The sequence below is a fragment of the Propioniciclava soli genome (genome assembly GCF_038502305.1).
GTDB classification, from domain to species: Bacteria; Actinomycetota; Actinomycetes; order Propionibacteriales; family Propionibacteriaceae; genus Propioniciclava; species Propioniciclava soli.
Genome location: NZ_CP115965.1, coordinates 275,284 through 287,858 on the forward strand (window position 1 = coordinate 275,284; position 12,575 = coordinate 287,858).

10 protein-coding genes are annotated in these 12,575 nt (G+C 73.0%); 4 read left to right on the forward strand and 6 right to left on the reverse strand.

The genetic code is table 11. The annotated features are described in order from the left end of the window. Window positions 1–13: 13 nt before the first annotated feature. The gene (locus PCC79_RS01180) at window positions 14–1,444 is read right to left on the reverse strand and encodes a phosphoglucomutase/phosphomannomutase family protein (RefSeq protein WP_342372755.1); all 1,431 of its coding nucleotides are present in this window, start codon (window positions 1,442–1,444) and stop codon (window positions 14–16) included. Window positions 1,445–1,558: 114 nt separating this feature from the next. Between PCC79_RS01180 and PCC79_RS01185 the strand changes: the two genes are divergently transcribed. Genes PCC79_RS01185 through PCC79_RS01195 form a run of 3 tightly spaced genes read left to right on the forward strand, consistent with a single transcriptional unit; the run spans window position 1,559 to window position 4,633 of the window. Next, complete coding sequence (locus PCC79_RS01185) at window positions 1,559–2,338, forward strand: nucleotidyltransferase family protein (RefSeq protein ID WP_269779348.1); 780 nt, start codon at window positions 1,559–1,561, stop codon at window positions 2,336–2,338. Further along, window positions 2,335–3,546 (forward strand): galactokinase family protein, encoded by a 1,212-nt coding sequence (locus PCC79_RS01190; RefSeq protein WP_232548733.1) that lies wholly within the window; start codon window positions 2,335–2,337, stop codon window positions 3,544–3,546. Before PCC79_RS01185 ends, PCC79_RS01190 begins: the two co-directional genes overlap by 4 nt. Window positions 3,547–3,553: 7 nt before the next feature. Next, entirely contained in the window at window positions 3,554–4,633 is a 1,080-nt protein-coding gene (locus PCC79_RS01195) for an ROK family transcriptional regulator (protein WP_232548734.1), read from the forward strand. Window positions 4,634–4,654: 21 nt separating this feature from the next. Here the strand turns inward: PCC79_RS01195 and PCC79_RS01200 are convergent, their stop codons facing one another. From PCC79_RS01200 to PCC79_RS01210, 3 genes are all read right to left on the reverse strand, one after another. Next, on the reverse strand, window positions 4,655–6,196 hold the full coding sequence (locus PCC79_RS01200) for a glycoside hydrolase family 43 protein (RefSeq protein WP_232548735.1): 1,542 nt from the start codon (window positions 6,194–6,196) through the stop codon (window positions 4,655–4,657). Between the two features lie 64 nt (window positions 6,197–6,260). Further along, window positions 6,261–7,538, reverse strand: a complete 1,278-nt coding sequence (locus PCC79_RS01205; RefSeq protein WP_232548736.1) for an MFS transporter — start codon at window positions 7,536–7,538, stop codon at window positions 6,261–6,263. Between the two features lie 123 nt (window positions 7,539–7,661). After that, window positions 7,662–9,305: a gamma-glutamyltransferase family protein gene (locus PCC79_RS01210; RefSeq protein WP_232548737.1), complete on the reverse strand. Its 1,644-nt coding sequence runs from the start codon at window positions 9,303–9,305 to the stop codon at window positions 7,662–7,664. Window positions 9,306–9,410: 105 nt separating this feature from the next. Between PCC79_RS01210 and PCC79_RS01215 the strand changes: the two genes are divergently transcribed. Continuing rightward, complete coding sequence (locus tag PCC79_RS01215) at window positions 9,411–10,724, forward strand: DUF2252 domain-containing protein (RefSeq protein WP_342372756.1); 1,314 nt, start codon at window positions 9,411–9,413, stop codon at window positions 10,722–10,724. A gap of 17 nt (window positions 10,725–10,741) precedes the next feature. Here the strand turns inward: PCC79_RS01215 and PCC79_RS01220 are convergent, their stop codons facing one another. Further along, window positions 10,742–11,653, reverse strand: coding sequence for a hypothetical protein (locus tag PCC79_RS01220; protein ID WP_232548739.1), 912 nt, complete (start codon window positions 11,651–11,653; stop codon window positions 10,742–10,744). Further along, window positions 11,644–12,540 (reverse strand): hypothetical protein, encoded by an 897-nt coding sequence (locus PCC79_RS01225; RefSeq protein ID WP_232548740.1) that lies wholly within the window; start codon window positions 12,538–12,540, stop codon window positions 11,644–11,646. Before PCC79_RS01225 ends, PCC79_RS01220 begins: the two co-directional genes overlap by 10 nt. Between the last annotated feature and the right edge of the window lie 35 nt (window positions 12,541–12,575).

Consider the following 12,575-nt stretch of genomic DNA (forward strand, 5'->3'; position numbering starts at 1 on the left):
GCGGTGGCGTGCATCACGTGAGCCCGAGACGACCCGCCACCAGCGCGCTGACCTGCTCGGCCTCGGCCAGGGTCGGCATCTCGCAGAAGACCCGCAGCACGGGCTCGGTGCCCGAGAAGCGGATCGTTACCCAGCCGTCATTGGCGAAGTAGACCTTGCACCCGTCGTCCCAGCGCACGCGGCTGATCGCATGGCCGAAGTCGGGCAGATCGTGGTCGGTGAAGAGGCGGTGCTCGAGCTCGGCCTTGCGCTTTCCGGCGAAGGAGTAGGCCGCCTCGACCATCTCGAGCCGGCCGTAGGTGGCCAGGATGTCGGCGTAGAGTTCCGACAGCTTCTTGCCGGACGCCGCCACCATCTCCAGCAAGAGGCTCCCGGCGTAGACGCCGTCCTTGCCGGCGATGTGACCGCGGACGGTCAGGCCGCCGGAGGACTCGCCGCCGATCACCGCGTCCGTCTCGTCCATCTTCGCGGAGATCCACTTGAAGCCCACCGGCACTTCGTGGCACACCTCGCCGTGGGCCTGCGCGACCCGGTCGAGCAGGTGGGTGGTCGACATGTTGCGCACCGCCGGCCCGTGCCAGCCCTTGGTGGTGAGCAGGTAGTGGTACAGCAGCACCAGGATCTGGTTGGGGTGCAGGAACGCCCCCGTGTCGTCGATGATGCCGAGGCGGTCTGCGTCCCCGTCGGTGGCGATGCCGAGATCGGCCTTGCGCTCCAGCACGGCCTGCTTGAGCGGCTCCAGCGTGGCGGCGGTGGGGGAGGGCATGCGTCCGCCGAACAGGGCGTCGTGGCGGTCGTTGATGACGTCCACCTGGCAGCGGGCGGTCATCAGGACGGTCTGCAGGCTGGTCTGGGCGACGCCGAACATCGGGTCCAGCACGATGTGGAGGTGCCGGTGCCGGATGGTCTCCATGTCCAGCTTCTCGATGATGGCGTCCAGGTACCAGTTGAGGGACATCTGCACGGTGAGCAGCGGATGGTCGGCCACGGCCTCCGGGGCCACGGCGACGATGTCGGCCTCGCCGAGCGCGTTGGCCCGGGCGGCGATCGCGTCGGTGACGGCCACCTCGGCGTCGCGGCCGCCTTCGGTGAACACCTTGATGCCGTTGTAGAGCGCCGGGTTGTGGCTCGCCGTCACCGCCAGGCCGTAGGCGCAGCCGAGGTTGCGGACCGTCCACATGAACATGGGCGTGGGGGCCGGGCGTTCGATCAGGGTGACGGGGATGCCGTTGCCGAGCAGCACCTCCACGACCCAGCGGGACGCCTCGAGTGACAGGAACCGCCGGTCGTGGCCGACCACCACGCCCGATTCGTCCACCCCCTCGGCCGCCATGCGATCGCACAGGGCCTGGGTGATGCGTCGGACGTTGGCCCGGGTGAAGCCGTCGCCGATGATCTCGCGCCACCCGCCGGTGCCGAAGTGGATCGTGCCTGAGTCGGTCATGGCCCCAGCCTAACGGCGGCGCGCCACTTTGGAAAGAGTCTATCCAAAATGGGTCAGGCGCCCTACGATGGGGGGGTGGAGAACGCACAGACTGACCTCACGACCGCGGTGTTCATGGCGCGCGGCCTCGGCACCCGGATGCGCAAGGAGGCCGCCGGCGTCGAGCTCAGCTCAGCCCAGTCCGGCATGGCCGACCGCGGCCTGAAGAGCATGATCGACGTCGGACGCCCCTTCCTCGACCACGTCATCGGCGCCGCCGCCGACGCCGGGATCAGCGACGTCGTCCTCGTCATCGGCCCCGAGCACGAGGAGATCCGGCGCTACTACGGCGAACTCCCGCGCCACCGCACCGAGATCCGTTTCGCCGTCCAGGAGCGTCCCCTCGGCACGGCGGACGCCCTCCTCGCCGCCCGCGAGGCGGTGGGTGACCGGCAGTTCCTGTTGTTGAACTCCGACAATCACTACCCGACCGAGGCGCTGGCCGCCCTGCGGCGGACGCCGGGCCACGGCCTGGTCGGCTTCGACCCCCGGGGTCTGACCGAACGCGGCAACATCCCCGCCCAGCGGGTGCGCGCGTTTGCGCTCATCGAGGCGCGCGACGGTCAGCTCGTCGACATCGTCGAGAAACCCGATGACGCGACGCTGGCCCGCCTCGGCGATGCACGCGTCAGCATGAACTGCTACGCGTTCGCGCCGTCGATCTTCGATCACGCGGCGGCCGTCCAGCCCTCCTCGCGCGGGGAGTACGAGCTCACCGACGCCGTCCGCGGGGCACTCGCCGCCGGCGAACCCTTCGCCGTCATCGAGAGCGATGCCGGCGTCCTCGACCTCTCCCAGCGGGGGGATGTCGCCGCCGTGGCGGCGGCGCTGGCCGGCCGGGAGCCGGTGCTGTGACGGCCTGGTTCTCCCCCGGCCGCATCGAGGTGCTGGGCAAGCACACCGACTACGCCGGCGGGCGTTGCCTGGTCATGGCGCTCGATCGGGGCGTGACGGCCACCGTGACCGACGGGCCGGGTCGGGCCCTGACGGCCACGAGCGGCTCCCTGCCCGGCGAGGTCGACCTGCGCGACGGCGCCTCACTGCCCGCCGGGCACTGGGGCCACTACCTGCGCACCGTCGTGGGACGCCTGGAGCACAATTTCGGCCCGGTCCGGGGCGGGCACGTGGCCATTGACGCCACGTTGCCGCTCGCCAGCGGCATGAGCAGCTCGTCGGCGATGATCGTGGCCACCGCGCTCGCGCTCGCCCACCACAACGGCTTCCCGGCCACGGACGCCTGGGCCGCCACCCTGACCTCTGACGAGGCCCTCGCCACCTACCTCGCCTGCGTGGAGAACGGCTCGGGTTTCGGCCCGCTCACCGGCCTGCGCGGCGTGGGCACCCGGGGCGGTTCGGAGGACCACACGGCCATGATCTGTTCGCAGCCCGGCACGCTCGGCCTGTTCGACTTTGCCGGGCTGGTGCCCGTGCGGGAGCGGAGCATCCCGCTCGACCCGTCGCTGCGCTTCGTCGTCGTCATGAGCGGCGTCCTCGCGGAGAAGACCGGCTCGGCGCTGGAGCACTACAACCGCTCCTCGGAGCTGGCACGGGCGCTCACGCAGGCCTGGAACGGCGCGACCGGACGCGAGGACGCCAACCTCGGCTCGGCGCTGCACGCGGTGCCGGACGCCCGCGCCCGCCTCACCGCCCTGGTGCGCGACGACGCTGAGCTGACCCGCCGGCTGCAGCAGTTCCTCACCGAGTCGGAGGACCTCATTCCGGCGGCCGCCGAGGCCCTGGCCCGGGGCGACCTGACGCGCTTCGGTGAGCTCGTGGACGCCTCCCAACAGGGCGCCGACGCCGGCCTGGGCAACCAGATCCCCGAGACGCGTCGATTGGCCGGGTCCGCGCGCGAGCTCGGCGCGCACGCCGCGTCCGCCTTCGGCGCCGGGTACGGGGGCAGCGTCTGGGCCCTGGTCGACGCCGAGGACGCGGACGCCTTCGCCGCCACGTGGTTCGAGCGTTACCTCGCGGCCTTCCCGCAGCACGCGGACGGGGCCAGCGTGCTGGTCACGGAGCCCTCCGCTCGGGCCCGGCCGGTGGCGGGTTGGACCGTGGCATGATGCCCCGGTGAGCGACCACCCGCCGGCCAGCGCCGATCCCTCCTCGGTGCGCCAGTGGAACGAGCGGGTCGTCGTCGCCACGTTCACCGACGGTCAACCGCACCGCGTCTCCGACACGGCTGCCGCCACGGGCCTCACGCCCGCGTCGGTACGCGCCGTGCTGGGCACCCTCGGCGCGAAGGGGTGGATCGCCGCGCGCGACCCCGCCCCGGCCGGCCTGGGGCGTCCGGCCCGCACCTATCAGCTCGCGACCCCCGACGCGGTCGTGCTCGGGGTGGACCTCGGCGGCCACGCGGTGCGCGTGGTGAGCGCCGATCTCGCGGGGCAGGTGCAGGTGGTGGGGGAGGCCGCCGTGCCGCCGGGTGACGTCGACGGCACGCGCGCGGTGATCGCCGAGCTGCTGGTCGGCGTCCCGGTGGAGCGCGTGTGGACGACCGGCCTGGCCGTCTCCGGCGCCCTGGGGGCGGACGGCACGCTGGTGCGATCCCTGGCGCTCGGCCATCTGGCGAACAGCCGGCCGGCGGAGGTTTTCGCCGACGTGCTGCCCGGCGACGTCCTCACCTGCCACGACACCCGGTCGGCCCTGTGGGCCGAGCACGAGTCGGGCGCTGCCCGGGGCGTCCGCGACGTGATGCTCGTCAGCCTGGGCCGCCGCCCGTCGATCGCCCTCCTGCTGGACGGGCAGCTGTACGTCGGTGCCCACGGCAGCGCGGGCGAATTGTCGCTCAACGAGCTGCTGCCCGCCACGAGCAGCGACCACGCCGCGGCTCCCGAGACAGCCCGCGCCTTCCTGGCCGGCATCACGCCGCAGATCGCCTACGCCGTCGGCCTCGTCGACCCCAGCCTCGTGGTGGTCGGCGGCGCGCCAGCGTCGGTGTTCGCGCCGAGCCTGCCGGGTTTCGGTGCGGCGCTCGCGTCGCGGCTCCAGTCGCCACCGGAGGTGGTGGCGTCCGCACTCGACCAGTTCGCCGCGGCGACCGGCGCGTGTCTGTTGGCCCGCCGACGGGTGTTCGCCGTGCTGCTGCACGCGCCCGACGGCGTCGCGGCGCTCACCCAGGAGGGCTTTCTCGCGGCAGCCCGGCCCTGAGCCCCTCACCGACCGAACCGGTCAGTGCTCCTGCAGGGCGCCGCGCTCGATGTCGCGCCCGGCGTAGTCGATGCGCTCGACGTAGACGGTGCCGCTGCGGGCATAGGGCCCGACGACGCGCCCGGTGAAGGACTCGGCGACATCGCTGGAGAGGTACCGGCCGTCGGTCCGGCCCACGCCCACCCACTCCCCGCCGTCGAACACCTCGGCGCGGAGCAGGTCGCAGCCCACGGTCACGCCCAGCTGGCCGGACGCCGCGGGCTTGGCCACGATCCGCAGCCGGACGACCGGGTCGGCGTCCGCGCGCGTGTGCGTCCAGGACTGCCGCAGCAGGTTGGCCGCCATCGTCGCGGTCACCTCGGAGCCGTCGACCTCCACGTCGAGGTGGAAGTTCTCATCAAAGCGCATGCTGAGCCCACCGACCCCGTCGGAGACGTCCAGGGTGACCTCCACCGTCATGCCCTCAGTGCACTGCCGCACTCCCAGGAACACCGGGCGGAACGCCTCCATGCCCTCCCCGGCGCCCAGCAGCCGCGCCCAGCCCGGCCGGGTCGCCAGGTCGGCCACCTCGCGGGGGAACTGTCGCACGGCGATGATCTCGGGGTCGAAACCGTCGAGAGCCGCGGGCGCGTCGCTGGGGAACGTGAACGACCGCTCCACCGCATCGTGCCGTTCCCCGAGGTGCACGGGCTCGGCGTGCGGCCAGTCGTCCTGCCAGGTGACCGGGGTGAGGAACGTCTCGCGGCCCATGGGCGCGAACGCCCGGGTCATCGAGCGCGGCCGCGTGCCGAGCAGCACCATGGCCCAGCCGCCGTCGGGGGTGCGGACGAGGTCACCGTGGCCGGTGTTCTGCGCGGGGCGGTCGGAGCCGCGGGCGGTGACGATCGGGTTGTGCGGGCAGGGCTCGAACGGGCCGTCGATCGCCGGGCCGCGGGCGATGGTGACGCTGTGCCCGCGCTCGGTGCCGCCCTCGGCGATCATCAGGTACCACCAGTCGCCGATGTGGTAGACGTGCGGTGCCTCGGGGAACATCCCCCCGGTGCCCGACCAGAGGTGCTTGGGCTCGGACAGCGCCGCGCCCGTCTGCGTGTCGAGCTGCACCTGCGTAATGCCTTGGTGGGTCAGCGTGCCGTCGTCGGCCAGGGTGAAGCCCGACATGGTGACGTGGCAGACGCCGTCCTCATCCCACGCGATGTCGGGGTCGATGCCGAGCACGTCCATGACGACGCCGTCGCTCCACGGCCCCTCGGGCCGCTCGGCGGTGAACAGCACATTGCCGCGTCCGCCCATCATGTCGGGGATCACGAGCCAGAAGCGGCCATCGTGGTGGCGGATGGTTGGGGCCCACGCCCCGCCGCCGGTGCGCGCCTCGTGCGAGCCGAGCTGGCCCTCGCGCACCGCGACGTGACCGATCAGCTCCCACTGAGTCAGGTCGGTGGAGTGGAAGATCGGAATGCCGGGGTAGTACTCGAAGGTGGAGTTGGCGAGGTAGTAGTCCTCACCCACCTGCACGACGCTGGGGTCCGGGTGGAAGCCGGTGATGATCGGGTTGCGGATGTCCATGGTCACGTCCTTTGCGGGATCGGGTCACCGCGGTCCGGGTGGGCGGCGGGGACGGTCGGATGGCTCAGCGCACGCCCTTGATCGGGAACACGAGGAAGGCGGCGAAGATCGCGAGCACGATGGCCCACGGGAACAGCGCGACGTAGCCGATGTTGGCGATCAGGACCGCGTTGACGATGGGGGCGAACATCTGGGGCACGTTGTTGGCGATGTTGATGACACCGAGATCCTTCGCGGCCTCCTCGGGGTTGGGGAGGATGTCGACGACCAGCGCCACGTCCACGGCCATGTAGGCGCCGAAGCCAATGCCGGCGAAGGCGGCCAAGAACAGGATGCCCATGACGTTCGGCATCAGGATGGGGAAGACACAGCCGACGGCGACGAAGAACGGCGCGACGAACACGAAGATCTTGCGGCGGCCGAGCTTGTCCGACAGCGGCCCGGCCAGGAACGTGGCGGCGATGGCGAAGCCACTGTTCACCATCTGCTGCAGCGCCATGATGGGGCCGGCCTCCTCCGTCGTGAGGCCCACGTACCCGGTGAGGATGTACAGCATGTACCCGACGATGCCCATGTAAGAGAGGAACATGACGAAGCGCTGCGCGAAGGCCCAGCGGAAGTCGGCGCTGCGGAAGGGGCGTCCGAAGCCCTTGGCGAACTCGAGCCAGCTGAAGGCGGGCAGCGCCATGCCCTTCGACGACTGATCCTGATTCAGGAACACGAGCAGGCCGACGAGGACGATGACGGCGATGCCGAAGACGGCGTAGCCCAGGCCGAGCTGGGTGACCATGAAGCCGGCGCCGACGACGCCAACCATGGTGCCCAGCGTCATGCCGACACCGAAGAAGGCCGACGCCGTGCCGCGGTAGGTGGGCGCCAAGCGGTCGGCCACCAGGGCGCTCATCGGGCCCTGGACCGAGTTCAGCGAAACCTGGGCGAGCACCCACATGACCGCCACCAGGGCGACGTTGACGCCGATGTGTGGGATGAGGGTGAGCATGATGCCGCCCAGCACGGCACCGCCGAGCATCCAGGGCGCGCGGCGTCCGAGCCTGCTGCGCGTCCGGTCCGACAACGCCCCGACGATCGGCTGGACGAAGAGCGTGGCGAAGCTGGAGAGCGAGGTGACGATCGCAAGGTTCGTCTCGCGGTTCGCCGGGTCGAGGTTCTCGACCTGGATCGGCAGGAGCACCGAGCCGGCGGCCAAGTAGCACGCGAACAACGCCGTGGACGAGATGAGGATCGACCACACCAGTTTCTGCCGGGCGGGCCCCTCAAGATAGGTGCTGGGGTTGTCCGCGGGGGATTCGACCCCACGGGGGGAAGGAACAGGTGAGCTCACGACGATCCTCGAAGACCACGTCCGGTCACGGCTCCGATTGCTGTGACCACGCTGTGACGTATAAGTCCGACGAGTGTCACGTTAGTCGCGGTCATCCGGCGGTGTCAACGGGCGACGAGTGGCTCACCACGCGGCCGGGTAGCCGTCGGCCCGCGGTTCGGACGCCGCGACGAGCGTGCCGTCCTCGCGCCGCCAGATCGCCTGGCCGCGGCCGAAGGTGGCGGCGCTCGCTGCGACCCGGGCCGCGTGACCGCGCGCCGCGAGGTCGGCCACGACCGCCTCGCCCGCGGCCGCCTCGACCTCCAGGCGGCCGGTCTCGGCGTCGAAGAACCAGCGGGGCCGGCCGAGCGCGGTCTGGGGGTCGTCGCCGCCGTCCACCGTCGCGAGCACCACCTGCACGTGCCCCTGGGCCTGCATGTGCCCGCCCATGACGCCGAACGGGCCCACGGGCTGGCCGCCGCGGGTCAGGAACCCCGGGATGATCGTGTGGAACGGACGCTTGCCCGGCGCCAGCTCATTGGGGTGCCCGGGCTCGAGCGAGAAGCCCCAGCCCCGGTTCTGCAGCGAGATGCCGGTGCCCGGCACCACCACGTGGGAGCCGAAGCCCGCGAAGTTGGACTGGATGAAGCTCACCAGCTGCCCCTCGCCGTCCGCGACCGACAGGTAGACCGTGTCGGAGCCCCGCGGGTCGACCGCGACCGGCGGCACCGCCCGCTCGCCGATCAGGGCCCGCCGCCGGTTCACGTGGGCGTCGCCGAGGAGCTCGGCCACCGGCACGTCGGCGTGCTGGGGGTCCGCCACCAGGGCGTGGGTGTCGGCCAGGGCGAGCTTGACGGCCTCCACCGCCCGGTGCCAGGCGGCGGGGCGCGGGGCGCCGTCGGGTCCGGGGGCGAAGGGGAGGACGTCGTCGGCGTCGAAGCCCTCAAGTACGCGCAGCGCGATCAGGGCTGCGATGCCCTGGCCGTTGGGCGGGATCTCCCACACCTCGTGGTCGCGGTAGGCCGCCGAGATGGGCGTGACCCACTCCGAGCGATGGGCGGACAGGTCGGTGGCCGCGAGGTCGCCGCCGCTGGCGGCCGCGAACGCCACGATGCGTTCGGCCAGCTCGCCGTCGTAGAACGCCTCGCCCCCGGAGGCGCCGATGGCGCGCAGGGTGGCGGCGGTGGCGTCCGAACGCCAGAGCGCGCCCACCCGCGGCTCCCAACCGTCCGGGGCGAAATGGGGCAGGAAGCCGGACGCCGAGGCGTCCGCGGCGTCGCGCAGCCGCCCCCGCACGGCGGCGACGGTGCGCCCCCAGGCCCAGGCCACCACCGGCGACAGCGGGAAACCCTCCTCAGCCAGCCGGGCCGCGGGTTCCAGCAGGGCGGCGAAGTCGAGGCGTCCGAACCGGCCGTGCAGGTCGGCCCACGCCCGCACCGCACCCGGCACGGTCACGCTGGGCCAACCTAACCGCGGCATCGCGGTGAGGCCCGCGTCCCGCAAGCGGCCGGCGTCCGCGGCCGCCGGTGCCCGGCCCGAGCCGTTGAGGCCGTGCAGCGTCCCGCCGTCCCAGACGAGGGCGAAGGCGTCCGACCCGATCCCGTTGCTGCACGGCTCGACCACGGTGAGCGCGGCCGCGGTGGCGATCGCGGCGTCCACCGCGTTGCCGCCCTCCTGCAGCACCCGCAGCCCCACTTGCGCGGCGAGTGGCTGGCTGGTGCACACCGCGCCGTGGCGAGCGAACACCGGCACCCGGCGTCCCGGGAGGGCGAGGGCCTCAAGGTCCATAACAGTGTCTCCTCGGTGCTGGCGGCGGACGCCCGCGGACGGTCGTTGGTCTCACTCCATCACATCAGACGGGCGGGTGGCTGATCACGTCTACGATCCCTTGTCATGGCCACGACCGACGATCTCGACGCCCTCGGTGCCCTGCCGCGCCGGCGCCTCGACCCGGTCGAGGTCGCCGCCGAGCACCACGCCACCCTGCTGCCCGAATTCGCCGGCCTGCGCACCGCCCGCATGCTCGAATCGCCGTTCGCGTGCTTCCGGGGCAGCGCGGCCCAGATGGCGTCCGACCTGGCCCGGACGCCCTCCAGCGGCACCGCGGTGATCAGCTCGGGGGACGCCCACCTGTCGAACTTCGGGTTCCACGCTGCCCCCGGGCAGGCGTGGCTGTTCGACCTGAAGGACTTCGACGAGGGCGGGCTCGCGCCGTGGGAGTGGGACGTGAAGCGCCTCGTGGCGAGCGTGGTGCTGGCCGTGCGGGGCAGCGGCGGCTGCGAGGAGGTGGCCCTCGACGCCGCCCGCGTCACCGCCCGGGCGTACCGCAAGACGATCCGGCGGCTGCACCAGATGGCGCCGATCGACCGGTTCCACCAGCGCATCTCTGAGCGCGACCTGGAGCGGCTGGCGTCCACCCGGGACCAGCGCCGCCGCCTCACCAGCCCCGCCGCGCGGGCCGGGGCGCCGGCGTCGGCCCAGACCCTGGAGAAGTTCACCGTCTCGGTGAGCGGAGGGCGGCACCGGCTCGTCGACCAACGACCGCTCGCGCGCCACACCGACCACCTGGCCCTCGCCGATGTCGAGCGTCTCTGGAAGTCCTACCTCGCCACCACGCGGGAGGACGTCCGGCAACTCCTGAGCGGCCACCGCGTGGTCGACCACGTGCTGCGCCTCGTCGGGGTCGGGTCGGTGGGGGAGCGCTGTTTCATCGTTCTGCTCGAGGACGACCACGGCGACCCCCTGCTGCTGCAGCTGCGGCGGGCGACGCCCACGGTGCTCGCCCCGTGGGGCGGTGTGGAGCAGCGCCTGGGCGCCCTGGGATCCCCCACCGGCGACGGCGCCCGCGTCGTCGCCGCCCAACGCGTCCTCCAGGCCCACCCGGACCCCTTCCTGGGCTGGGTCGCCGACACGACGGGGGAGCACTACTGGCGCCACGTCCGCGAACTCAAGGGCTCGGCCGACCTGTCGCGCCTCGACGCCGAGGGGATCGCCGCGACGGCGCGGGTCTGCGCCGCGCTCGTGGCCCGGGCCCACGCCCAGTCGGCCGGTTTGGACGCCATCGCGGAGGTCTGCGCCCGCGGCGGCAAGGGGCTCGACCGCGTCTTCGCCCGCTTCGCCGGCCGCTACGCCGACCTGGTGGTCGCCGACCACGCCGCCCTGGTGCGCGCCGCGGCCAGGGGTGCCCTGCCGGTCGCGGACGCCTGAACGGCCGCCCGGTCGGCCTAGCCCGGGCGCTGCGTCGCCGCGAGGGCGTCCTCGGCGGACGCCAGCGCCTGCGTGGCCCGCTCGGCGGCGCGGGCGGCCCGCTCCCGGCGGGCCAGCGCCAACCGCACCTGCCGCTGGGCCTCGGCGAGGTCGGCCTCGGTCTGCTGCACGTCGGCCTCGGCCTCGGTCAGGCCCGCCGTCGCGCGATCGAGCGCTGCTCGGGCGTCGTCGCGCGCCTGCACCAGCTCCGGTGGCGGGGGAGCGGGCCGGGGCGGGGGAGCGGGTGGGAGTGGCTCGGGCGGTCCCGACTGCTGCAGCGCCGCAGCGTCCTCGGCGCGGGGGGTCTCACCGGCGGCGGCCAGGGCACCCAGGGCGGCGGAGAGATCGATCTCGCCGAACCCACCGTAGGTCAGCGGCCGGGCCAGGCGGCCCTCGGCGACCGCTCGGGCGGCGTCGGGATCGGCGAGGGCGGCGCGCAGGGTGGCGCGCACCTCGTCCAGGGCCGGGGCGGCCGCGGTGAGGCCCAGCGCGGCCAGGTGGGCCACGAGGTCGGCGATCACCCGCGCCTCCAGCGCCGAGCGGCGGCCGGACAGCTCGCGGACGCGTGCGGCGTCCAGCGCCGACTGGGCCCCGCGCAACTCCTCGCCGAGGGTCAGCCACTCGCGCAGCGACACCAGGGACGCCCGGGCCGCCACGTTGACGTACCAGGCCGACAGCGTGGGACGCCGCAGCGCGCGGAGGGCCGTGGCCAGCTCACGGTCGCCGGCACTCCGCGCCGCCCGGGCGGCCGCATCCCGCGCCGCGGTGAAGTCGGCGGGATCACCCGCGTACAGGCCGTCGGCGAGCTCGATGAGCCGGGCGGCGTGGGCGAGCTGCGCGGTCTGGGCGGCTGGGTCGCGCGCGCCCGCCGCGTCCGGTGTCAGTCCCACTCCCAGGTCATGGCGTGCACGCCCGGGGAGGTGTCGGCGCGCACGAACTGCGCCTCGTTGTCGGTGAGCTCGAGGTCGGTGAACTCGGTCGGTTCGGCGCCCATCGTCGCCGAGTAGCCCCCCCGCACGCGGCGGGGCAGCTCGTGCGGGTCGAACCGGGTGCACAGGGCGACCGTTCGCACGGGATCCATCGACGAACGGGTCAGCCGGAACGACGGGGCCGACGTGGGGGCGAAGAGCACGCGGTACTCGCTCAGGACGTGCTCGCCGCGCTGCACGACGCGCGGGGCCAGCATCTCGGCGACGATGAGATGGCGCTCGGGCACCTCGACGACCTCGCCGACGCGGCAGCCGAACGTGGCCTCCAGGGTGGGCACCCCGCTGTCGCCGTCGGCGTCCTGCTCGAACACCAGGGGCCAGCGGTGCAGGCCGTTGCGGTCGGCGCGCCACAGGATCCGGCCCTCCTGCATGGCCTCGGTGCGGTCGGCGTTGATCGTGAGCCGGTCCACCATCGAGACGCGCGCCAGCTGGCCCTGCATGTCGATGCCGAGATCCGCGATGATCTGGGTCACCAGCTCGCCGACGGGCATCACCGACTGCCAGGGGAACAGCTCCCGACGGGTCCGCCCGTCGGCGGTGTGGGTGTGGCGCGTCAGGTGACCGGACGGCAGCTCCAGGATGTCTTCGAGCGCCACCAGCGTGTGGTAGGAGCGGGCCCGCGTCGGGAGTGAGCGCCCCGACTGCCAATAACTCAGCGTGGCGATGCTCACGGGCACGCCCATCTCATCGAGGCGGGAGCGCAAGCGCTCCAGCGAGAGGCCGCGCGACTGGACGGCTGCGGTCAACACCTCCGCGAACGACGACCCGGGGCGATTTTCGGCATTCACCCCCTCATTGTGACGCGTGCTGCCGCTCCACGCGA